This window comes from Vibrio sp. MACH09 (assembly GCF_033238805.1).
Taxonomy (GTDB): Bacteria; Pseudomonadota; Gammaproteobacteria; order Enterobacterales; family Vibrionaceae; genus Vibrio.
On sequence record NZ_BSFZ01000001.1, the window covers coordinates 2,041,880 to 2,066,239 of the forward strand.

Below are 24,360 nucleotides of genomic sequence, written 5' to 3' on the forward strand. Positions count from 1 at the left end.
ACTAGTTTACTAACCTCTCAAGCACATTTTGCTGACCATTCTGACACTGCCAAACCAATATCATTACCACATAGATCGCACTTGATAATCGATTTAAGCCAGCAACAATGTCTTCACGTTCCAAACGCATGCTAATGTCAATAAATAGACGACTCGCTTCCAACTCAAGCTCACGGGTTGTCGCTCTTAAGGTATTTAATTTAGCGACTTTTAAACCAAATTTAGCATCCGGCAACATATGGTCATAACCTAAATATTTCAAAGGGTTATGAGACCACTGATGAATAGTTTCAGAATCGATGTCACCAAACGAAGGGAGAGGTAGTGGTTGTTCCATCACTTCCGCTTGTAATATCTGGCCGAAGTAAGAACGAATATCCGACATGGCATGCACAATGAATGGCGGTTGATCTTCAAGTAAGCACTGAACTTCCACACATTGACAGATCACGCTGTCAATTTTGCCTCTTAGAGCAATTCTTGGATGGTTCTTAGGCACTAAGACTTCATCGTTAAGATGAGTCATAAAAGAAGGTTTTTTCTCAACATCACTACCACATGCCCAACAACCATTACTTGGGCGTTGATTGTTGGTTTTTAACGGATGCACCTTATTGGTCGCACTGCCGTCTTTATCGGCTACAAACACTTCACCCTGCTCATTAATGTATCGAATGGCTATTTTTCTTTCCGACAACAGAGCTTGGGCTGAAGGTGTTAAACGGCAACCTTCTGGAAGCTGAACTTCACTACCGAAAGCCAAACCATATTTATCACGTAAATAGTCTTCAGTGATGAAAGTACTCACTATGGCACCTATTGATCCGACCAATCTGCAGGGTATGCAACATAGACAAAACGAACATGAGTTGGTGTACCAAACTCAATATCGCTACCTTTTGGTATAAAAATAACGTCTCCCGGTTTACCAATAGTGGTACCGGACGCGGTTTTAATATGCAGTTCACCTTCTAAGATAACGTCAACTTCATCGTAATTAAGCGTCCACGGGAAGAAAGCTTTCTCCCAACCCATGTAACCAACACCTAACGTGCTGTTTTGCTCAGGACCGATTACATCGGTTAGGCCGATGTTCTTACCGGGAGCACCATCAAATGTTTCAAGCTCAACGCTATTGCCGCGGACTAACACGATACCATCATCGTTAATCTGTCTTGGACAAGTCGGAGCTTTATGATCGAAATCCGCCAGTGCTTTCTGAATAAGTGAATCAATCAGTGAGCTATCAACACTCTTGCCAATTCGTGAACGGATCTCATCTTTGATTTGATTTAATGCGGGATTATTTACCATCTCACTTGATGAATTTAATTTTTCAACCGTGGTAGAAGGTTCTTTTTTCTCAGCCTTATCGATAACATCATCAACAATAAAAGAAACCCCTAACACCTTTGCAACATCGTAGGCTTCCGGAGTAATAATAGTACCGCATGGTTTGGCCACAATTTGGGTTGTTCCCTGAGCTTTATATTCACGTACATCCGTTGCTGTAATTAACTTTTTCATTAATTTCACCCTACTTTCCTTTGTAACTAAGGTAAGTTGTTATTTATTGAAGCTGCACAAAAATGTTCGCAACTTATTAATAGAATTATCATCGTGTATAGAGGTATAAAAATATGGACCTTGAATACCATTTGTTTCCAACAGTTTTTCTGCGTGTTCAATATTGGCATCATCAATATCAACTTTACTAATAACACCAATTAATTTTTTATTTGGATAAACGCGTAATAAACCTGAAGGGGCAGAAAAATGTTGCGCATTGGCAGGTTGCAAATAAACAATCGTATTAACGGTAGAAATGGTAGAGAGAAGCGGCCCGTTCCAAGCTCGGTTATCAACATATTCACCCGGAGTGTCGATAACACTTCCAGGATAGTATATTGGAGCTTGCGTTTTTCGTTGATTACCTTCGGGATTAACTAAGCGAGTGATTAATGCAGACTTTCCTGCGTCAACTTCTCCTATTACAGCAAAGCTTGCTGGAAGTATTTCTGGTATTTCAGCACTCATGTTCTAGTGGCCTGACATGCTGTATAACCAAGGTCTTTATCTAGTGTTCTCAGTACCTCATCTAGCGCCACACTTACTGAGCCTACAGACCCGGTAATGACTAATGACCCTGAAAACCTATCAAGAAAGCCAATTCCTACGTCAGCAGACTTTGTTGCTACATCACCTGCTATGATAGCGGTTTCACCGGGAGTGAGGGTGAGAATACCAATCGCTTCTTTGTGAGCTACACCGATTCGTTCACACAACTCCTCTGTTGGATTTGCTACCATATGCGCAAGCGTGATCTGCTTACCGGGAACGTATTCCTGTACAACTCTATCAATTGGTTCGCCAAACTCATGGCTCATGCCATTACCCACTATTTATGATTATTTTTTATTACCATAACGCCTAAATTTACATCAAATTGTGATAACAATCGCAAAAGATAATTCACATATTCATCGATAAATCAATATATTGAATCTCATCACAAATAGCTGTTATTAATATTATTACCGATTTTTATTAATTTTCTTTATCAGTGAAGTAGCGCAAGTTTTAATTAATTTTAGATCCAAAATAATTAAAACCTGTCAGGATTCTATTGAGAGGAATTAATGATAAGAACTTATACGTCGAGGGTGTAAATCTATTGTGTTTTGTTTTAATGCAAACTGGCACTTGGCTATATAGAATGACAATAAATAGTCTAGAATAATAAACAGAAAGAATATAGTAATAGCAATAGATGGAAACGATACCACCAATTAAATAACTTGTTCTCTATTGCAAGGGAATATCGCAATAAAAAACAAGTTATATTTTAGAATAGCATTAATCTATAAGAAGACTATCGAGCAGTGGTATCAGGCGGTGAATTTCAGGCTTGGTTAACGTTTCCGACGCACCAACTTCAAAAGCTTTGGCCCTGTTCTCTTTCGTCATTGTAGAAGAGAATATAATAACAGGGACAGCATTGGGATCAGACGTTACACGTTTACACAGGTGTAAGCCATCCATCTTCGGCATTTCAACATCCGAAACGATAACACTCACTTTTTGCTGACTGGTATTGAACACGTCAAGTGCTTGTTCTCCGTCAGGTACAGCAATAACTTGATAACCTGCCCCAACAATAACAGACTGTAACTGCTCTAAGATAAATCGAGAATCGTCTGCCAGAAGAATCGTATGAGCAGAGCGCAGACGCTTACGGTTATTAGATAAATCAATATTATTATCTAGAGTAAGGTCATAGCGTCCCATATTGATATCTGAGTTCATATCAGCAATGACTTTCTCAAAATCCAAAATGAACACTAGGTGATCTTCAATATTTACCGAGGCAACAATACAGGTGTCTTCTCCAGCCAGTGAAATATCCGTTGCTGGCTCTAAATCTGACCAAGAGACTCGGTGAATTCGATTTATTGAGTCAATCAAAAACGCGTTTGTCACGCCATTAAAGTCGGTAACAATTGCGAACTGGTCTTTAGATGGCACTATATCTGAGAGCTTAAGCCACTTGGCCAAGTGTATTAGAGGAGTCACTTTCCCTCTAGACTTAAAAACCCCTATAACATGCTCATCACCCTTAGGGTAATCCGTCAGTTCAGGAAAACGAATAACTTCGCGAACTTTCGCAACATTAATGCCGTAGTGGTTTATTTTTTTGCTTCCATCAGGAAGGACTTTCACCAGTTGGAACTCAGCAATCTCCAGCTCATTGGTACCTGACTCAAGTAAAACGTTGCTTGTCATGGCTCTCTTCTCATTTAAATTTACAGTTAAATTAATACAACATTACGCCTACCGTTGAATACCAGACGTAATACTTTATCTGTATAAGAACAGTATAATATACCTAAGTGGCCTTAATAAGCTAGGTTCAACAAGAGCGACTTTGACATCAGGCAGGTAAAAACTCGCCCGCCAACACAACAATGAGTTAACCTTAATTGCTTCTTCTGCTGAATATGAATAGACAACGTAAAACAAGCATTTGACTGACACGCTAAGGTATCAGCACTCCGTTTTGCATTGGTATCGAAGATGAGATAGCGACTACGTTGGAGAGTAAAAATAGAGAATATAGCGACAGTTGAATAAGAAAAAGGCGACAATGTCGCCTTTGCAAGGGTCTGTTGACCTTTTCGTCATCCGTTAGAACATATAGACAACGCCAACATTAGCGGTTATCGACACTGTGCCATCAAGGATAGGGCTATCTTCTAAGTCCCCTTCAATATTGGTATAACGCACACCAGCATTCACCATAAAATTGTCCATCAGCATTAAGTAACCACTCAAGCCGGCAAAGTAATGACCATCCCAGCTCGGATCAAATGCGGCAATTTCACCACCTGTTCTCGCTGACTCTTCTTTACTGACCCCGTATAAATGCGCATTTAACTTTTCATCATTATATGAGTAGCCAATAGATGGTGTGATACCCCAAGTAGGCGTACGGTATGGTAATCGCCAAGCGGCTTCTGCATACAAACCGTTGTGCTTGTTACCAATATCCGTTCCAACACCGGTTTCAAACAGCCCGATTGGTGATAGGTATTGGTAGCTTATTCCCCCCATCACGGTCGATTCACGTTTATCAAGTTTCTTCATTGCTGCAATGCTAGAGTCGCTTGGTTTAAACGAACGCGGGTCATACACTAATCGCATAACCAGATTATGTGTCGAGCCTGCCGGGTTAATTCGATAACCGGCGCTAAACCCTCTCATAAAAAAGTGTTCACCTTCATAACCCACAATTGGAATGACCACTCGGCTTGACGGAGTCCCTTTATAAACCTCTGGTGAGTATGCCGCCCCAACACCTATTGACCAGGGTGAAGGTGCAGAAAGCGCTGACGTAGATAAAATAACAGGCAAGATCGCTAAAATTTTTTTATTCATCATTTACTTGTATTAAGAATTAACATGTTATGTCCGCAATCATATCGAACACTGTTTTATTCAGCAACAAATTATTTCTCTAACTGCCATCTAGATTGTCAATAATTCGATTGCCAATTAATTCAAAAACAAAATATATGCACAAAAATCCATTGAATATGCATATTATTCACCAGTTATTTTGTTAAAAAAGAAGAAATAAATACATAATTGTTAAGCAAAATCTGGAAAACCTGTCTAGTCTTAAAAAGTGAAGGAATAGTAATTTTCTCGGTAGTCAGTTTGACGGTTTAGAGGGGTTTCAACATGAGTATTTTTGACCACTATCAGGCACGCTATGAAGCAGCCAAGGATGAAGAGCTATCATTACAGGATTTTTTGACGCTATGCCAAAAAGATAAAAGTGCATACGCCAATGCAGCAGAACGCTTACTACTAGCCATTGGTGAACCTGAAGTTGTTGATACAGCTCATGATCCTCGACTTAGTCGTATTTTTTCCAACCGCGTAATATCTCGATATAAAACATTTCAAGATTTTTACGGGATGGAAGAAGCTATTGAACAGATAGTATCTTATCTAAAACACGCCGCCCAAGGGCTTGAAGAGCGTAAACAAATTCTCTATTTATTAGGCCCTGTAGGTGGTGGTAAATCATCAATTGCAGAAAAGCTTAAAAGCCTGATGGAAAAAATGCCCATTTACGTTCTGTCAGCTAATGGAGAACGCAGCCCAGTTAACGATCATCCATTCTGTCTGTTTGATGTTGCAGAAGATGCCAACCTATTGAAGAAAGAGTATGGCATTGAAGCTCGTTACCTTCGTTCAATCATGTCTCCATGGGCAGCGAAGCGTCTACACGAATTTGGTGGTGACGTTACCAAATTCAAAGTGGTCAAAGTACGACCATCCATTCTTGACCAACTTGCGGTAGCTAAAACTGAACCGGGAGACGAAAATAACCAAGATATCTCTTCCTTAGTCGGTAAAGTAGATATTCGTCAGCTAGAGCACTTCTCTCAAGATGACCCTGACGCCTACAGCTACTCTGGTGCACTATGTAAAGCAAACCAAGGTTTAATGGAATTTGTGGAGATGTTCAAAGCTCCTATCAAAGTACTTCACCCTCTTTTGACCGCGACTCAAGAAGGGAACTTTAATGGTACTGAAGGGCTATCTGCACTGCCTTTTGATGGCATGATTTTAGCTCACTCCAACGAATCTGAGTGGCAGTCATTCCGCAACAATAAGAACAACGAAGCATTTCTTGACCGGGTATATATTGTGAAAGTGCCTTACTGCCTACGCGTTTCTGAAGAAGTGAAGATTTACCAGAAACTGTTGGAGCACAGTGAACTATCCAAAGCACCTTGCTCACCAAGCACATTAGATATGCTTGCTCAGTTTAGTATTTTGTCCCGTATCAAAGACCCTGAAAACTCATCGCTGTTCTCTAAAATGAGAGTGTACGATGGAGAGACCTTGAAAGACACGGATCCTAAAGCGAAAAGCTATCAAGAATACCGCGATTTCGCTGGTGTGGATGAAGGCATGTCAGGTCTATCTACCCGTTTCGCATTTAAGATTCTGTCTCGGGTATTTAACTTTGACCAAACCGAAGTTGCCGCAAACCCTGTTCATCTGTTTTACGTGATTGAACAACAAGTTGAACGTGAACAGTTCCCACAAGATGTTGCAGAAAAATATCTAGAGTTCCTAAAAGGCTATCTTGTTCCTAAATACATCGAATTTATAGGTAAAGAAATTCAAACTGCTTATTTAGAGTCCTACTCTGAATATGGTCAAAACATATTTGACCGCTATGTCACATACGCAGATTTCTGGATTCAAGATCAAGAGTATCGAGACCCAGAAACAGGACAACTATTTGACCGTTCTGCACTTAACAGTGAACTCGAGAAAATTGAAAAACCAGCGGGAATCAGTAATCCAAAAGACTTCCGTAATGAAATTGTTAACTTTGTACTGCGTGCTCGGGCAAGCAACAAAGGGCGTAATCCATTATGGACCAGTTATGAGAAACTGCGCACGGTCATTGAGAAGAAAATGTTCTCCAATACCGAGGAGTTACTACCGGTTATTTCATTCAACGCCAAAACGTCAACAGACGACCAGAAAAAACACGATGATTTTGTCGCTCGTATGATGGAAAAAGGCTACACCAAGAAACAAGTTAGATTGCTGTCAGAGTGGTACTTGCGAGTACGCAAGTCCTCTTAATGCTTGACGCTTATTGTGTGAGCAATGTATTCGCTACCGATCAATTTCCCCATGGCAGCGAATACAACTCTGTGGCGTATACAAGGAGTTACTCATGGCGCAATTTATAGACAGAAGATTGAATGGTAAGAACAAAAGCACTGTAAATCGACAGCGCTTTATGCGACGCCATAAAGATCAGATCAAGGAGTCGGTAGCTGATGCGGTAAACCGTCGTTCCATCACCGATACTGAAACAGGCGAAGACATCTCTATTCCGCATAGAGACATAAAAGAGCCCACCTTTCACCAAGGTCAAGGAGGGGTTAGGGAGCGAGTGCATCCAGGAAACGACCAATTTATTAAAGGCGATAAAATGGAGCGCCCTAAAGGAGGCGGTGAAGGGTCAGGTTCTGGTGAAGGTGAAGCGAGCCAAGACGGAGAAGGTGAAGACGAATTCGTTTTTCAAATATCCAAAGATGAGTATTTAGACATCCTGTTTGAAGACTTGGAGCTACCTAATCTTGAGAAGAACCAGATAAACAAAATTACCGAATGGAAAACGACCCGAGCAGGTTACCAAACCGCAGGTAACCCCTCCAATATCGCTATCGTTCGTTCATTGCAGCAGTCATTGGCAAGACGTACCGCAATGACAGCAGGTAAACGAAGACTGCTTCATGAGTTAGAAGAAGAACTCGCCAGCATTGCCCTGCGTGAGCCAGCAGTACCACTAGAAGAGAAGCGAATTAAAGAGGAGATAGAAGCACTTAAACATAAAATTGCACGCGTTCCGTTTCTGGACAGTTTTGATCTGCGCTTTAAAAATTATGAAAGACGACCTGTTCCTTCTAGCCAAGCGGTCATGTTCTGTTTGATGGATGTATCAGGTTCGATGGATCAGGCCACTAAAGATATCGCCAAACGATTCTATGTACTTTTATATATGTTTCTCACTCGTACCTATGAAAACGTTGAAGTGGTATTTATCCGGCACCATACTCAAGCGAAAGAGGTGGATGAACATGAGTTCTTCTATTCGCAAGAAACCGGCGGCACCATCGTGTCTAGTGCATTGAAATTGATGCATGAGATAGTAGAAGATCGCTATCCCGCAGGTGAGTGGAATATTTACGCCGCCCAAGCGTCTGATGGCGATAACTGGGCAGATGATTCACCTAAATGTCGAACCCTTCTGGCAGACCAGTTGCTACCAACATGCCAGTATTATTCTTATATTGAGATTACTCGGCGATCACATCAATCGCTATGGCACGAGTATGAGAAAATACAGCAGAGTGTCGACAACTTTGCAATGAAGAACATTCGTTCAGTGGATGATATTTTCCCTGTATTCAGGGAGCTGTTCAAAAAAGAGACAGCTTAGGGAGGAGCGACATGGCGAAAAAGAAAAACAACAAAACATTATCTGACGGGCCCGACTGGACATTTAGCCTATTAGAGGATTACCACGTAGAAATAAAACGTGTGGCCAAACATTATAGGCTGGATACCTACCCTAATCAGATAGAGGTGATCACCTCTGAACAGATGATGGATGCGTACTCCAGCGTCGGGATGCCCATTAACTATCACCACTGGTCATTTGGTAAAAAATTCATTCAGACTGAACAGAATTATAAACATGGGCAGATGGGGCTTGCCTACGAAATCGTCATTAACTCTGATCCCTGTATCGCTTACTTAATGGAAGAGAATAGCGTTACAATGCAAGCGTTAGTCATGGCTCACGCTTGTTATGGGCACAACTCATTCTTTAAAGGTAATTACCTATTCCAAACGTGGACAGATGCCAGTTCCATTATTGATTACTTACTCTTTGCTCGAAACTACATAAGCGATTGCGAAGAAAAGCATGGCATAGAACAGGTAGAAAACATCCTCGATTCTTGTCACGCTCTAATGAATTTTGGTGTCGATCGTTATAAACGCCCAGAAAAAATATCCATCGCAGAGGAGAAAATACGACAGGAAGAGCGTGAGGAGTACTTACAATCTCAAGTCAATGATCTATGGAGAACGGTACCTAAATCTCAGGAGAAATCGGAACAGGAACAGATACGATTTCCCACCGAGCCACAGGAAAACTTGCTCTACTTTATAGAAAAGCACGCACCACTACTGGAACCGTGGCAACGTGAAATTGTTCGTGTAGTACGTAAAGTCAGCCAATATTTTTACCCACAAAAACAGACTCAAGTAATGAACGAAGGCTGGGCTACCTTCTGGCACTACACCATACTCAATCATCTCTATGATGAAGACGTCGTGAGTGACAAGTTTATTTTAGAGTTTCTACACAGTCATACCAATGTTGTGGCGCAGCCCGCCTACAACAGCCCTTACTACGGTGGCATCAATCCTTATGCGCTTGGCTTTGCTATGTTTCAAGATATACGTAGGATTTGTGAAGAACCAACAGATGAGGATAAAGAGTGGTTTCCCGACCTTGCAGGAAGCGATTGGTTAGATGCCGTGCATTTCGCTATGCATAATTTTAAAGATGAAAGTTTTATTAGTCAGTATCTATCACCGAAAGTAATACGTGATTTCAAGCTGTTCTCAGTTCTCGATGATGACCGTAAAAACTTTATTGAAGTCAGCCATATTCATGATGATCCCGGCTATCGACTTATCAGAGAAAAACTGGCGGCTCAATACAACCTAAGTAACCTAGAACCTAACATTCAAGTGTGGAATGTTGATGTACGTGGCGACCGTTCATTGATACTTCAATATGTCCCGCATGACAGAATCCCACTCTCCGATGGACACGAAGAGGTCATGAAGCACTTGTACCGTTTATGGGGCTTTGATGTGGTCCTAGAAGAGCTAACAGAGACCGGACGGCGAAATATTTTAAGCGCCTGTCCCGCTAGAGGTGAATCTGCGTAAGATAAAAGTCACCACGCATAGACCGACAAAAAGAAAGGGCTAACATAGGTTAGCCCTTTCTTTCTATAACTTGGCGACAATCTCTCTTACCGCCTCAAGATCTTCAGGAGTATCGACTCCTGCCGCAGGAGACTCTAGAGCCACATCAACATGGATTTTTTCACCATGCCAAAGCACTCTCAACTGCTCTAAGCATTCGATTTTCTCTAAAGCGGTTGGTTGCCAATTAATGTAGGTATTTATAAAACCAGCGCGATAAGCATAGATTCCGATATGCCTTAATAGTGGTTGCGCGACTTTTTTGTTTTCAGTAGCAAAATTATCTCTGTCCCAAGGGATAGAAGCACGACTGAAGTACAACGCATAGCCCTCTTTGTCTGTCACCACTTTAACGGCATTTGGATTAAACACCTCAGATTGATGTTCAATTTCAACCGCAAGGGTAGACATTGGCGCATCACTACTGGCTAAGTTATCTGCGACTTGCTTAATAATAGCGGGAGGTATAAGCGGCTCGTCACCTTGAACATTAACGATAATGTGCTGACGATCAATCTGCATTTTTTCTATCACTTCAGCCAATCGCTCTGTTCCAGATTCATGAGCAGAAGAGGTCATACAAACCGTCGCACCAAACAACAGGGCGGCCTGCTCTACGCGTTTATCATCAGTGGCAATAATTACCTGTTGAGCTCCCGACTTTACCGACTGTTCATAAACCCATTGGATCATCGGTTTTCCACCAATATCCGCTAACGGCTTACCCGGTAAACGAGACGATTGATATCGTGCAGGAATGACCACTGTAAATGACATTATCGAGCCTCATTCATGTTGATTGAACGCGCTTCAAACTCAAGCAGCACTGGAATCCCCTCTTTAATAGGGTAAGCCAGTCGATCCAATTTACAGATCAGTTCTTGATTCTCAGCATCAAAGGTTAATTTGCCTTTGCAGACAGGACAGGCAACAATCTCAAGTAGACGGTGATCCATACTCTTTCCTAACATCTAATATTTTTTTAATGATTTGCTGTTGGTCTGCGTCAGTAAAACAAGCGGAAACCGGTAGATACCACCAATTTCGCTTTGCAAAACCAACACACTTAACAGCATCTTTTTCTGTCATGATGACATGTTTTCCAATTCTTTCTAAAGCTTCGATTTCAGCAAGCTCAACATCTTTGTGATCAGGAAATCCCTGTGATTTTATCAGCTCGGCGCCCATCGAGTTTAAGGTATTAAAGAAACGAGGAGGATGACCAATTGCTGCAAATGCCACTAACTTCTCTAACTCAGTTACTGAGATCTTTTCTCCTGTCACCAAATTAACCGCTAAACCCGGTTGCAAAGACATTGGCATTTCGCCCTTCTCTGCTGTGCCGCCATTGGTAATAACAAAATCAACGCTGGCTAACCGTTCTGTACCTTCTCGAAGTGGCCCTAAAGGAATGTAAGCTTGATTACCAAACCGTCTCGCACCATCAACCACAATCAACTCTATGTCTCTATCCAGTGCATAATGTTGCAAGCCATCATCAGTAATAATAATGTCAACACCTTGCGCTACTAACGCTTTCACTGCATTCGCTCTCTTTGGGTCAACCGCTACTGGTGCTTTGGTTCTTTCAAAAATAAGCTTTGGTTCATCGCCGCACGCTTTGGTCGAGGTTGACGCGTCAACAACCAACGGATACTGGTCGGCTTTGGCTCCATAACCTCTAGAAACAACACCCGGCTTTAGCCCCTGCTTTTGCAACTGCTCGACTAACCATATCACGACGGGTGTTTTTCCATTCCCCCCGGCGGTAATGTTACCCACCACCACCACAGGAACATCAGCGCGAAAAGCGTGATCGCTATTAAGCAAAAACTGCTTACGTCGATAGAGACTAATGCGTTTAAAAATCTGACTTAATGGCCATAATAGAGGCCACAATAGCCAAGATAGAAAATGATTCTCAAACCATATCTTTTCTACCATAGTGTCTATTCACCAAACTGAATTCGGTAAAGCTGAGCATAGGCACCATCATTTTCAATCAACTCTTTATGTGCACCACGTTCTATCACTTCACCGTCGTCAATAACCAATATTTCATCCGCCTGTTCAATCGTTGAGAGACGGTGAGCAATAACCAGCGCCGTTTTATCTTTTTGCAACTCGGCTAAAGCAGATTGAATCGCTTTTTCTGATTCAGTATCCAACGCCGATGTCGCTTCGTCTAAAATCAATACCGATGCATCTCTTAATAGTGCTCTAGCAATAGCGATTCTCTGTCTTTGTCCACCAGAAAGGCTAGCGCCATTCTCGCCAATAATGGTATCAAAACCATCTTCCATTTCATTAATAAATTCAGTGGCATGCGCCAACTCAGCCGCCTTTACTATCTGCTCTCGGCTGTATTTTTCCGTTGCTGCATATGAAATATTATTGGCGATAGTGTCATTAAACAGATGTACGTTTTGCGAAACTAACGCGAAGTGGCTACGTAAATTTGTCAATTCAAACTCTCGGATGTTCTTACCATCAAGGCTAATGGTTCCCGAATCCACATCATAAAAACGGGTAAATAGGTTGGCGATAGTACTCTTACCTGAACCGGATCGCCCTACCAGAGCGACGGTTTTTCCAACAGGAATATCGAAAGATACTTTTTTCAACGCCGGTTTTTCACTGCCGTAATAGGTAAATGTCACATCCTCAACACTCACTAACCCTTCAGCTTTGTCTGTTTTATATGTTCCTGTATCTTTTTCTGTTTCAAGATCCATCAGCGCAAATAGCGTCTGGCTTGCGGCCATTCCTCGTTGGAAATCTGAGGTTACATTGGTCAATGCTTTTAACGGACGCATTAAACCAAACATAGCAGAGAACACCACACCAAAGGTTCCGGGAGTGAGGGTATTTTTAATTTCATCGATACTGGCAAGGTAGAGCACAACAACCAATGCAATAGAAGCGATCAGTTGAATAATTGGGTTCGCCATCGCTTGAGCAGCAACCAGCTTCATCGATTGCTGACGCATCTTATTACTCACGGTATCAAATCGCGAACGCTCAACATCTTGACCACCATAACTCAGCACCACTTTATGGCCTTTAAGCATCTGCTCTGATGAAGTCGTTACCACTCCCATTGCCGTCTGGATGCTTTTAGAAATTTTTCTAAATCGTTTTGATACGACACCAATAGCAATAGCCACCACTGGGGCGATAATTAACAGCACCAATGATAACTGCCAGCTATTCCAAAACATCAATACCAGCAAACCTGCGATACTTGCCCCTTCACGAACAATGCTCACCAATGCCCGGCTCGTGGCGGCAGAAACTTGTTCAGAATCATAAGTAATACGAGACAGTAATGCCCCTGTAGATTCTTTATCAAAAAAGCTGACAGGCATATGCATAAAGTGGTCGAACAGTGCTCTTCTCATTCGCATGACCACATTGCCCGAGACCCATGAAAGACAGTAGGTAGAGACAAAACCACTCGCCCCTCTCACCATCATGGCGACAAATATAATAATAGGGAGAATCTTTAGAAAATCGCTTTCAACGTCACCAAAACCTTCATCAAGTAAAGGTTTCAGCAGAGAGATCATGTAGGTATCAGAAACAGCATTAACAATTAATGCGATAACCGCAGCAATAAGACCTGATTTATAGTCTCGGATGTAGGTCCACAAACGTTTAAACGTCGCTAGCGTGGTCTCATCTTGTAGTTCGGACATAGAAGTGCATTGATTTTTGGGACAATAATCTGTCTATTCTACTCCCTTCCGAAGCATCTGCCTATACCAAGCCAGTGATTGTGATGCTCGCATTTCCGATAAAACCCAACCTGTGCTATCAAAATCAATATTTATTTGTCCGGACTGGCCGGTATCAAACCATTTTGTTCCGTTTTGGCTATAGCGCGCTTTAACTTCGTTACTTGGCAAATGCCATTGATTATTCTTTGCCACAGAAGCAATAGCAACAGATGGCGATACCGCGTTAATAAAAGCCATGGAAGAGGAACTGTTACTGCCGTGATGGGGAACCAAAAGGACATCTGCTTGCAACTGTTCAGGTTGACGAACCAACAGCCACTCACTGATGGTGGTGATATCCCCCGTTAATAAAACAGAAGAGATCCCGTCACTAATTTTAATCACGCAAGAGTGAGGATTATAGGCTCTGATTACCTGTTTAGGCGGCCATAACACGGCAAACTGTAACTGCTGCCACTGCCAGGTTACACCTTGAATGCAAGGCTGATATTCAGCCATCAACTGACTGGCATATTTATGTTGCGGTTTTAGTTGCTGCTCTACAATAGATTTGCCAGCCGCATGATCTGAATCCAGATGACTTAATATCAGAGTATCAATCTCTGTATAGCCTCGCTTCATAAGAACCGGAATAATCACTGATTGAGCAATACTGCCCTGCCCCCACCGATTACCCGTATCATATAAAGCAACTTTATCGCCACTGGTGATCATCACTGCCAGCCCATGTCCTACATCAAGGATGCTCACTTGCCAAGGCTGAACGGCTGAGTGATCAACGCTATTTTTGCCACTCAACATAACCAGACTCACGCTAGATAAAACTAATAGCTTATGCAGCTTCTCTCCTAGCAATCCGCGAACAATAAATAACAAAGCGATAAACAGTAAAATCACCCCAACACCACTGGGAAGTGTCAGCCAGCTCGATGTTGCATATTGGAGACTAAACATCACAGGCGTTAATAAGTCGTCTAGTAAATTCCAGAAAACGGAGGATGTTTCAGGACAAATCATGGTTAGAAAAAGGCAGAGAAACAACAATGGAATCAATACGAAAGTAAACCAAGGAATGCACCAAAGGTTATACAAGGGTGCCATTAAGCTAATACCATCAAAAAACAGAATGGTAAAAGGCAACATTGCCAGAGAGAGGATCAACTGAATCCTCAACCACTTATTGAATCCGTACTGTTGATTGACATATGGCAGTCTTAAAATCAGATAAATAACAAATACCGCAGAGAAAGACATCCAAAAACTCATAGACAATAGCGACATTGGGTCAAAAATAAGCAGAAGATTCAAGGTCAACAGAAAGATAAACCATTGGCTATAGTGCAGACGTTGCAAGTGGAAAAATGCCAATATAGAGCACATAAGTAGCGCTCTAACCGTCGGCAAACTAAACCCCGCTAACCACGAGTAGCTTAACGCCAACACCATTGCGCAACCTAATGGTAACCAATAACCCTGAGGACATACCCAGCGAATGGCGACACCTAACTTCCACCCAAAAACGAAAGCCATACCAATATGCAATCCCGAAATAGCCACTAGATGAATTAACCCGCTATTTTTAAGCTGTAACCATTGGGAATCGCTTATCTGAGAACGGTCACCAAAACTTAGTGCGGTTAAAATCGCTCGCTGAGATAACAACTGGGACTGCTGCTGCATTCGTTGATGTAATACGAGACGATATGAGTTCGATGGCTTTAACAAATGGTTTTCAGCTGACGCCTGCAGCGCACCTTTTGCTTGCCAGTTTTGGCTTAGGAAGTATTTTTCTTGATCAAAACCTGCCTCATTTAACCTTCCGTTTACCTCTGTTAGTTTAACCTTGAGTTTCCAGTGTTCACCAAGTCGAAGTGGCGTACTCTGCGGGTAAACGATTTGTATACGAGGTCTAAATAACAGCGGAAATTGCTTTCCGTTTATGGCATATATTTTAATTAAACTTTTATATCCGTAAGTTATTTGATCAAAAAAGCTTTCAACACGAGCATTTATGATAATATCTTCCCCTTCTTGGAAGAGATTTTCGATTTTTTTCTGAAAAAGATAATTATTGAATAAGATCACCCCAAGTGCGAGTAACAGTGGATAGCAGCATCTCAGGGAAGGAATGCGTATACTGCCAAAGAGAATAAGCGTGATAACCAGCCACCATCGCCAGTCAGGAGGAATTCCAACATATAAAGCGATGAACGCGGTAACAGTAAATATAACGAGATTGCAGTAGTTAAAATAGAGAGTCATTTTTCCCAATGCCAAAGAAGTTAATACAGCGTTTCATGCCAGATCATGAAGTCATCAAGCGTCAAAAGGCACTTAGAATATTTGGTAATTTGCTTTATAACCCAAATCTATGGTGTCTAAATCGTCGCTCAGCTTCCGGAGCTTTCGCTCTTGGTCTGTTTATGGCTTTTGTTCCCCTACCAAGTCAGATGATCATGTCTGCTGGGATGGCAATCGCGCTGGGTGTGAATCTTCCTCTTGCTGTTGCACTTGTTTGGGTCAGTAACCCCATCACCATGCCTATCATGTTCTACTTTTGTTATAAGGTAGGAGCCGTCATACTTCGCACCCCTTCTCAACATTTTCATTTCGAAGTATCTTGGGACTTTATTGTCAATCAAATGAGTACTATTGGGCCTCCATTCTTACTGGGCTGCTTAGTTTGCGGCGTCGTCTGCGCTTCGATTGGCTATTTTGGTATTCGAGGTTTATGGCGTTATTCAGTCGTCAGAAGCTGGCAGCAACGTAAATCAAGATAGCGTTTTTGTAACGGCTGTTTGGAAGTGAATGTCTGAATTTCAGCTTGCATTGCAGCAAGATGCTGCAATGACAAAGCTAGTATCGCGGTTATAAGATCTCTCTCGGAAAACGATTAATACAAACATTCTCCGCGAAAACTGAGGTTATTTTGCACTCAATACTGATGCAGGATTCATCTGACTGGCTTTTTTGGCAGGATACCAAGTCGCTAACAAGCTAAGAATAATCGCTGTAGAAGAGACGATAACGGCATCAGATAGATTCACCTGGGAGGGTAAAAAGTCAACAAAATAGATATCTCCCGACAAAAACTGGTGTCCAATCGCTCGTTCCAGAAGCGATATTAATGTCGTCAGGTTGGCAGCCAACGCGACACCTATTACTGTTCCCACAATACTCCCCAAGACACCAGAAAGAACCCCAAGCCAGATAAATACGCGCTTTATCAAACCATCGCTGGCACCCATAGTCCGTAAAATAGCGATTTCTGCCGCACGATCTTTTACCGCCATCATAAGCGTAGAGACAATGTTGAAACAGGCGACCCCTATCACCAGAACCATCACTAAATACATGATTGTTCTAACTAACTGTATGTCTCGATACAAAAAGCCGTATTTCTGCTTCCAACTCTTTAAATAGACATACACAGATAAGTTACTGCCGATTTGCCTAACGATAAGCGGCGCATTAAAAACATCATCCGTTTTGACAGACACCCCTGTTACTTTGTTATCTAGACGACTATATTGCTGGGCATCTTGTAACGGAATAAGGGCCAATGAGTGATCAATTTGTCCTCCTAGACTCAACAAACCACTCACTTTTACTCGTTGTCGCTTTGGAGCTTGAACCTTAGTCACTGAACTGCCGGCAACAGGAATCAATAAAGTCACGTAATCCCCTACCTTTAAGCCTAAGTTATCTGCGATACCTTTCCCCAAGATGATCTGTTGTTGCCTTGCTTTAAAGTTTCGCCACACATCTTCGTCAATATAGCGATTAAGGTTTGAAACCGACATCTCCCTTTGTGGGTCAATTCCCCTAACTTCAAGCGCTTTGATCTTTTGTCCCTTTTCCGCTAGCGCGGTAAAGCGAACATAAGGTGCTGCAGCAACCACATTGCTGTGCTGTTCGGCAGTGGAAGCTAGCTGTTGCCAGTTCTCTATACCACCTTTAACACCTTCAAACTCACCATGAGGAATCACAGATAACACTCGGTTTTGTAACTCTCGTTCAAAACCGTTCATCGCAGATAAGCCAATAATGATCACCGCTACACCAACAGTGATACCAATGGTGGAAGAAATTGAGATAAATGAAACTAATTTATTTCTCTGTTTTGCGCCACTAAAGCGACGTCCGATAAGAAAAGAGAGCGATGAAAACACCTTAATCCTCCTTATCGTCGGTTAAGCCAAGTTCATCTGTTGATACAGGCGGATTTTTCGCAACAAGTAGGCCATCTTGCATATGCAACTGACGATCCATTTTCCCCGCTAATTCACCATCGTGAGTCACGACTAAGAAAGCGGTACCAAACTCTTCGTTCAATGCTCTCATCAAATCATAAATGGCTAATGCTGTTTTATGGTCTAAATTACCTGTTGGTTCATCTGCAAGGACTAGATCAGGGTTATTTACCACCGCCCTTGCAATCGCCACTCGTTGACGTTCGCCACCAGAAAGCTCTGAAGGTCTATGTGACAAGCGATGAGATAAACCAACTCTATCAAGCATCTCTGTCGCTTTTTTCTTAGCAAGGCTCGCATTCTCTCCCCCGATAAGTAGAGGCATAGCGACATTTTCTACCGCTGAAAAATCAGCAAGCAAGTGATGGAACTGATACACAAAGCCTAAATGCTTATTGCGGATCTTTGCTTGTTTATTGGCAGATAAGGCATGCAACTGCTGCCCTAAAAACGACACATCCCCTTCTGTTGCATGGTCTAGTGCCCCAAGAATATGTAGCAAGGTACTTTTACCTGAACCCGACGTGCCAATAATCGCAACCAGCTCCCCTTTATCAATGGAGAAGCTAACCCCTTTAAGCACTTCCGTATCCATTGAACCTTCACGATAGGTTTTACATATTGAACGGCATTGTAAAAAATCACTCATATCTTAAAGCCTCAGCAGGATGCACCGACGATGCGCGGTAAGAAGGAAACAGGGTGGCAAATAAGCTGAGCAATATCGCCAATAAAATAACAAACAAAATTTGAACAGGGTCAATGACGACAGGAAGTTCTCCTCCCATGGCAAATAGCGCAACTCCCATTGACTGTAATAAGCCATTGAGGTTCGATGCCAACAATACGCCAAGCACACCACCAACCAAGGCCCCAATGATGCCGCTACTGGCACCTTGAATCATAAAAATAGCCAATACCTGACTCTGCTTCAATCCTTGGGTCTTCAGAATCGCCACTTCAGACTGCTTTTCCATCACCACCATAATCAGTGCTGAAATAATATTAAACGCCGCCACGGCAACAATCAGCCCTAGCATCAATCCCATCATATTCTTTTCCATGCGAACTGCTTGAAATAGCTCACCACGCTGTTCACGCCAGTCACTCCAGTGCCACCCCTCAGGCAGAGTATGTTCTGCAAGGGTCGATACCACAAATGGGTCATCAAAATAGAGCCGCCACCCCGATACGGTTTTACTGTTAAATTTCATTAATCGACCAATATCTTGGATATGACCAATAATCAATTGGGCATCAACATCTGATCCGGTATTAAAAATGCCTGCAACGGTGAAATTTCTCTGACTAGGTATACGACCTAACGGCGTATATTGACTCGCGCTGGTGACCATCAACCTAACTTTATCCCCCATGGAGACTTTTAAACTTCGAGCTAAAGTATGGCCGAGAAAAATCCGATACTCTCCTGCTTGCAAATCAGAAATCGAACCACCAATAAGACGATCCGCGATAACATCATCATCTAGAGGTTGAATACCTAACAATATTCCCGCAGACAATTGCGCAGGGCTTTGTATTACCGCCTCACTCCTAACCACAGGAGCAACTTTGGTCACGTAGGGTAGCTCCGCCAAGAAGGCAGGAGGAGATGAGGTCAATTCGGTTTTTTGTTCAGCTTGGTGAACTACGGCCTGAGGTAACACACCTAAAATTCGCCCTTTTAGCTGAGCTTCAAAACCATTCATGACCGATAGAACTGTGACTAAAGAAAGAACACCGATGGTGATTCCCGCTGTCGACATTAAAGAAACAAAACGACTAAATCTATCACCAGAGCGTCCTCGTAAGTAACGCAATCCAATATAAGCCGAAACAGGATGATACATAAACAAAAAAACCAAATAGAAATCAGCCTTTAATGTAACGGTTAATAGGACTTGTTTGTAGGTTTATTTGGTAGAATTGACAAGAAATATAAGAATTTATGCCATTGAAAAGTGACTTTTCTTGCTATGTGCGTTTAGTTAGCGATAATCAGTAGTTCTATAAGGCAGAATTATTACCCCCAGCTTACTTGATGATGCGGCTAAACAGCAAACAAGCAAGACCTCAACACATGAACAGCGTAAAGAGGTTTGCCAATACTAGCGAGCACTGCTACCACTTAAAGTAGCTAAAGGGGATATTGTTATTGCTCACACCGTTGAGCAACGAGGAAGCAAGGTATGGATCAACAAGAATTTTTCACAGTACACCATAAACTGACGGTCAATGTTGAACTGCTAAATGCAGAATTTACCTTGCCTAGTGAAACTATTTTCACCTCTGAAATTCCAGCGCCATTCATCGTCGCAAGCGAATTTAGCCAAGTGGATAGTCTGGCAGAAAGTGCCATCAACGAATTAAAGAACAGTGACTTTAAACACTTAATACAGCTCATAGAGCATCAAAACAGTAAATTAAACTTGCTGCTTACTTTTATGATATCTCAACAAGATGACGATAGCATTCGCAGCATTACGACACGATTCGGCGCCAGCCAGTTTACTTATATTGCTCCGCACGAAGTCGAGGTAGATCAACTTGCTCGCGTTAAACTATTTTTAGACCATCCTGCGGCTGCCATCTATTGCTATGCAAAAGTGATTGACTGTCAGCAGAGTGAGTTAGGTTACGAAGCCACATTAAGTTACTGCATGCTGAGAGATATTGATCAAGATTTGCTGATTAAAGCCGCTCTTTATCAACAGCAGAAACTATTACGCCAACGATCAAAAGAACGCGAAAACCAATAAATCACATGTCAATAAATACACAACTATTCTCGTTACTCTCCCCTAGTAAAGCGGGAGATAAAAAACACGTCGGTAATCTACTGGGCTCCTCTCTACCGCTAGCAATTGCAGAGCTAGCGGGTCAACATAGCGGTCATACTCTGCTGGTGGTCCCAGATCCTCAGTTAGCGCTGAAATTACTCAGTGAAGTCGCGCAATTCTCAGCTGACGACGTGTCGTTATTCCCTGATTGGGAAACACTGCCTTATGATAATTTTTCACCTCATCAGGACATTATTTCTGATCGTATTGCCAAGTTGTACCAACTACCGACACAACGCTCTGGCATCACCATCGTGCCTGTCAGCACCTTACTACAAAGACAGTCGCCAAGAGATTTCTTGATGCAGCACACCCTTATGGTGAAAGCAGGCGACCTTTACTCTCTGGACAAACTACGCATACAGTTAGAAAAGTCCGGCTATCGACATGTAGATCAAGTGTTTGGGCCGGGTGAATACGCCAGTCGTGGCTCTATTATTGACCTCTTCCCTATGGGGAGCGACAGCCCATTTCGCATCGACTTTTTTGATGATGAAATCGACACCATACGAACATTTGATCCAGAAAGTCAGCGAACCATAGATAGCATTGATGAAATTCGCCTACTTCCAGCGCATGAGTTTCCGACCTCAAAAGAGGCTATTGACGAATTCCGTAACCGCTGGCGTCAACAATTTGAGGCACGCCGTGAACCAGAATCTGTCTATATGCAGGTGACTAAAGGGACATGGCCAGCAGGAATAGAGTACTGGCAGCCCCTATTTTTTGATTCAACTGAAACGCTATTTGACTACTTACCGGATAATAGCCAACTGCTATCCGTTGGTGCGATTGAAGAGGCGGTTGATCTGTTTCTTACCGACGTAGATTACCGTTTTGATCAACGTCGGGTAGATCCATTAAGGCCTCTGCTAGAGCCAGAAAAGCTCTGGCTGAAAAAAGACGAACTGTTTGGCTTATTTAAAGACTTGCCGCAAGTTCAACTAGACATCCAACCCGCAAAGACAAAAGCGGGGCGAACAAATCCAAATATCGAGCCACTGCCCGAGCTCCATGTTCAACACAAGCATAAAGAGCCTTTAGCATCACTGCGTAAATTGCTTGAAAGTTATAAGGGTAAGGTTGTTTTCTCTGTAGAGTCTGAGGGTCGGCGTGAAGCACTGCTAGAGCTTCTGCAAGCGATTAAGCTTAAACCCGTACAATGCGACGATTTAGGCCAAGCGATTTCAAGTTCACATCAGCACACAATGATTTTAGGTGCCGCTGAACACGGCTTCATTCACTCCTCTCCCGATTTTGCCATTATATGTGAAAGCGATCTTCTCGGTGATCGCGTTATACAGCGACGCAGAAAAGATAAGAAAGCGGTGAATAGCGACACGGTAATTCGGCACCTTGCGGAGTTAAAAACCGGACAACCTGTGGTACACCTTGATCATGGTATTGGCCGTTATATTGGCCTGCAAACCCTAGAGGCGGGCGGACTAACCACCGAATACGTTACTCTTGAATATCAAGATGGAGCCAAACTTTATGTTCCCGTTGCATCATTAAACCTAATTAGCCGCTATTCAGGTGGCGCAGAAGATAACGCCCCCATTCATAAGTTGGGTGGTGAATCATGGACAAAAGCTCGCCGAAAAGCAGCCGAAAAAGTCCGAGATGTTGCTGCTGAATTATTAGATGTGTATGCCAAACGAGAGCTAAAACCGGGCTATAAATTTGCCCTAGATAGAGGACAATACGCCACATTTAAAGCCAGCTTTCCTTTTGAAGAAACCGACGATCAATCTACCGCAATCAATGCGGTAATGTCCGATATGTGCCAAGCAAAAGCGATGGACAGGCTAGTATGTGGCGATGTTGGTTTTGGTAAAACAGAAGTAGCCATGCGCGCTGCATTTGTCTCCACAGATAATGACAAACAGGTTGCGGTCTTAGTACCGACTACCCTGCTTGCACAGCAGCACTTTGAGAACTTTCGTGACCGATTTGCCAACTTACCAATCCGTGTAGAGGTATTGTCTCGCTTTAAATCCGCAAAAGAGCAGAAGCAGATATTACAAGACACTGCTGACGGCAAAGTGGATATCTTAATTGGTACTCATAAGTTGCTGCAAAATGACATTAAATTTAAAGATTTAGGTCTATTAATTGTGGATGAGGAACATAGGTTTGGCGTTCGTCAGAAGGAAAAAGTCAAAGCCATGCGCGCCGACGTAGATATTTTGACCCTTACCGCAACCCCTATCCCCAGAACCCTTAATATGGCGATGAGCGGTATGCGTGATTTATCCATTATCGCTACCCCACCGGCCCGACGATTAGCAATAAAAACCTTTGTCCGTCAAAACGATGATGCGGTTGTCCGCGAAGCGGTTCTAAGGGAGATCATGCGCGGTGGACAAGTCTACTTCTTGCACAACCAAGTAGAAAATATTGATAAGGTGGCCGCTGATCTAGAAAAGCTTATACCAGAAGCGCGTGTCACCACGGCTCATGGGCAGATGAGAGAACGTGAGTTAGAAAGGGTGATGAATGACTTTTATCATCAACGATATAACTTGTTGGTCTGTACCACCATTATTGAAACCGGTATTGATGTTCCTACTGCCAATACCATCATTATGAATCGAGCTGATAACTTAGGCTTGGCGCAGCTACACCAGCTTAGGGGACGCGTTGGCCGTTCACACCACCAAGCCTACGCCTATTTACTTACCCCTCATCCAAAGGCCATGACCAAAGATGCGATTAAACGTCTTGATGCCATTGCATCATTGGAAGATTTGGGCGCCGGATTTACCTTAGCAACCCACGATTTAGAAATTCGCGGTGCAGGTGAACTGCTGGGTGACGAACAGAGCGGACAAATTCAGTCCATCGGTTTTACTCTTTACATGGAGATGTTGGAACAAGCTGTTGAAGCACTAAAAGAGGGGAAAGAGCCTTCACTTGATGAACTGTTAAAAGAGCAGACAGAAGTGGAGTTGAGATTGCCTTCGCTGCTACCAGATGACTATATTCCTGATGTAAATACCCGTCTATCTATGTACAAACGTATTGCCAGTGTGAAAGACATCAATGAGTTGGCGGAAATGAAAGTGGAACTGATCGACCGATTTGGTCCCCTGCCCGACGCCACAAAAAACCTGCTGTCTGTTAACGAAGTAAAACAGCAAGCTAGGCAGATAGATATTAAGAAAATAGAAGCACACGATAAAGGAGGCTACATCGAGTTTTACCCGGATGCAGGCATTAATCCTATGTTCTTGGTTAAAATGCTGCAGAACCATCCAAATAGATACTCGATGGAAGGGCCGACCAAATTAAAGATATCGGCGTCATTGACCGATAGAAGGGAACGAATTGGTTTTATTTCCGATTTAATTAGCCAGTTTCAACAAAATAGAATGCCAAAATCGGCTTAATAAGTATACTGGCACTCTTATTGTG

General features: G+C 42.6%; 20 protein-coding genes. 6 read left to right on the forward strand and 14 right to left on the reverse strand.

Annotation, left to right across the window (positions count from 1 at the left end; all coding sequences use genetic code 11):
- Position 1: 1 nt before the first annotated feature.
- The 6 genes from eutT to CHJ_RS09095 all read right to left on the reverse strand — a co-directional run bounded on the left by eutT (position 2) and on the right by CHJ_RS09095 (position 4,935).
- A complete protein-coding gene (gene eutT / locus CHJ_RS09070; protein WP_171754147.1) occupies positions 2 to 808 on the reverse strand; it encodes an ethanolamine utilization cob(I)yrinic acid a,c-diamide adenosyltransferase EutT in 807 nt (268 codons plus the stop codon).
- Positions 809 to 816: 8 nt separating this feature from the next.
- Positions 817 to 1,527 carry an ethanolamine utilization acetate kinase EutQ gene (eutQ, locus tag CHJ_RS09075; RefSeq protein ID WP_171754146.1) on the reverse strand — a complete coding sequence of 237 codons (711 nt, stop codon included), beginning with the start codon at positions 1,525 to 1,527 and terminating at the stop codon, positions 817 to 819.
- 39 nt (positions 1,528 to 1,566) lie between these two features.
- Positions 1,567 to 2,037: a EutP/PduV family microcompartment system protein gene (locus CHJ_RS09080; RefSeq protein WP_317917501.1), complete on the reverse strand. Its 471-nt coding sequence runs from the start codon at positions 2,035 to 2,037 to the stop codon at positions 1,567 to 1,569.
- Positions 2,034 to 2,387 carry an ethanolamine utilization microcompartment protein EutS gene (gene eutS / locus CHJ_RS09085; protein ID WP_171754144.1) on the reverse strand — a complete coding sequence of 118 codons (354 nt, stop codon included), beginning with the start codon at positions 2,385 to 2,387 and terminating at the stop codon, positions 2,034 to 2,036. Before eutS ends, CHJ_RS09080 begins: the two co-directional genes overlap by 4 nt.
- A gap of 469 nt (positions 2,388 to 2,856) precedes the next feature.
- Positions 2,857 to 3,783, reverse strand: coding sequence for a chemotaxis protein CheV (locus CHJ_RS09090; protein WP_171754143.1), 927 nt, complete (start codon positions 3,781 to 3,783; stop codon positions 2,857 to 2,859).
- A 402-nt stretch (positions 3,784 to 4,185) separates the two neighbouring features.
- A complete protein-coding gene (locus CHJ_RS09095; protein WP_411861561.1) occupies positions 4,186 to 4,935 on the reverse strand; it encodes a MipA/OmpV family protein in 750 nt (249 codons plus the stop codon).
- 306 nt (positions 4,936 to 5,241) lie between these two features.
- Between CHJ_RS09095 and CHJ_RS09100 the strand changes: the two genes are divergently transcribed.
- From CHJ_RS09100 to CHJ_RS09110, 3 genes are all read left to right on the forward strand, one after another.
- The gene (locus tag CHJ_RS09100) at positions 5,242 to 7,176 is read left to right on the forward strand and encodes a PrkA family serine protein kinase (RefSeq protein ID WP_171754141.1); all 1,935 of its coding nucleotides are present in this window, start codon (positions 5,242 to 5,244) and stop codon (positions 7,174 to 7,176) included.
- A gap of 94 nt (positions 7,177 to 7,270) precedes the next feature.
- Positions 7,271 to 8,542, forward strand: a complete 1,272-nt coding sequence (locus tag CHJ_RS09105) for a YeaH/YhbH family protein (protein ID WP_171754140.1) — start codon at positions 7,271 to 7,273, stop codon at positions 8,540 to 8,542.
- Between the two features lie 11 nt (positions 8,543 to 8,553).
- Positions 8,554 to 10,071: a SpoVR family protein gene (locus CHJ_RS09110; RefSeq protein WP_317917502.1), complete on the forward strand. Its 1,518-nt coding sequence runs from the start codon at positions 8,554 to 8,556 to the stop codon at positions 10,069 to 10,071.
- Between the two features lie 63 nt (positions 10,072 to 10,134).
- Here the strand turns inward: CHJ_RS09110 and kdsB are convergent, their stop codons facing one another.
- The 5 genes from kdsB to CHJ_RS09135 are packed head-to-tail and all read right to left on the reverse strand — an operon-like array spanning position 10,135 to position 16,112.
- Positions 10,135 to 10,887 carry a 3-deoxy-manno-octulosonate cytidylyltransferase gene (gene kdsB / locus CHJ_RS09115; RefSeq protein ID WP_171754138.1) on the reverse strand — a complete coding sequence of 251 codons (753 nt, stop codon included), beginning with the start codon at positions 10,885 to 10,887 and terminating at the stop codon, positions 10,135 to 10,137.
- Positions 10,887 to 11,066, reverse strand: coding sequence for a Trm112 family protein (locus CHJ_RS09120; protein ID WP_171754137.1), 180 nt, complete (start codon positions 11,064 to 11,066; stop codon positions 10,887 to 10,889). Before CHJ_RS09120 ends, kdsB begins: the two co-directional genes overlap by 1 nt.
- A complete protein-coding gene (gene lpxK / locus CHJ_RS09125) occupies positions 11,047 to 12,054 on the reverse strand; it encodes a tetraacyldisaccharide 4'-kinase (protein ID WP_317917503.1) in 1,008 nt (335 codons plus the stop codon). Before lpxK ends, CHJ_RS09120 begins: the two co-directional genes overlap by 20 nt.
- A 5-nt stretch (positions 12,055 to 12,059) precedes the next feature.
- Positions 12,060 to 13,808, reverse strand: coding sequence for a lipid A ABC transporter ATP-binding protein/permease MsbA (msbA, locus tag CHJ_RS09130; protein WP_317917504.1), 1,749 nt, complete (start codon positions 13,806 to 13,808; stop codon positions 12,060 to 12,062).
- 33 nt (positions 13,809 to 13,841) lie between these two features.
- Positions 13,842 to 16,112 carry a DNA internalization-related competence protein ComEC/Rec2 gene (locus CHJ_RS09135; RefSeq protein ID WP_317917505.1) on the reverse strand — a complete coding sequence of 757 codons (2,271 nt, stop codon included), beginning with the start codon at positions 16,110 to 16,112 and terminating at the stop codon, positions 13,842 to 13,844.
- Between the two features lie 8 nt (positions 16,113 to 16,120).
- On the opposite strand from CHJ_RS09135, the gene CHJ_RS09140 reads away from it, so the two are divergent.
- Positions 16,121 to 16,630: a DUF2062 domain-containing protein gene (locus tag CHJ_RS09140; protein ID WP_171754133.1), complete on the forward strand. Its 510-nt coding sequence runs from the start codon at positions 16,121 to 16,123 to the stop codon at positions 16,628 to 16,630.
- 144 nt (positions 16,631 to 16,774) lie between these two features.
- Here CHJ_RS09140 and lolE read toward each other — a convergent pair whose 3' ends face one another.
- From lolE to lolC, 3 genes are read right to left on the reverse strand one after another with little or no spacing between them, the layout of a single operon-like run.
- Entirely contained in the window at positions 16,775 to 18,022 is a 1,248-nt protein-coding gene (lolE, locus tag CHJ_RS09145; RefSeq protein ID WP_317917506.1) for a lipoprotein-releasing ABC transporter permease subunit LolE, read from the reverse strand.
- A 1-nt stretch (position 18,023) separates the two neighbouring features.
- Positions 18,024 to 18,752, reverse strand: a complete 729-nt coding sequence (gene lolD / locus CHJ_RS09150) for a lipoprotein-releasing ABC transporter ATP-binding protein LolD (RefSeq protein WP_171754131.1) — start codon at positions 18,750 to 18,752, stop codon at positions 18,024 to 18,026.
- A complete protein-coding gene (lolC, locus tag CHJ_RS09155) occupies positions 18,745 to 19,953 on the reverse strand; it encodes a lipoprotein-releasing ABC transporter permease subunit LolC (protein ID WP_317917507.1) in 1,209 nt (402 codons plus the stop codon). Before lolC ends, lolD begins: the two co-directional genes overlap by 8 nt.
- A 339-nt stretch (positions 19,954 to 20,292) precedes the next feature.
- Here lolC and CHJ_RS09160 point away from each other — a divergent pair, with 339 nt between their 5' ends.
- Both CHJ_RS09160 and mfd read left to right on the forward strand, forming a co-directional pair.
- Positions 20,293 to 20,862 (forward strand): PilZ domain-containing protein, encoded by a 570-nt coding sequence (locus CHJ_RS09160; protein WP_317917508.1) that lies wholly within the window; start codon positions 20,293 to 20,295, stop codon positions 20,860 to 20,862.
- 5 nt (positions 20,863 to 20,867) lie between these two features.
- Positions 20,868 to 24,335 (forward strand): transcription-repair coupling factor, encoded by a 3,468-nt coding sequence (mfd, locus tag CHJ_RS09165; RefSeq protein ID WP_317917509.1) that lies wholly within the window; start codon positions 20,868 to 20,870, stop codon positions 24,333 to 24,335.
- Positions 24,336 to 24,360: the final 25 nt, after the last annotated feature.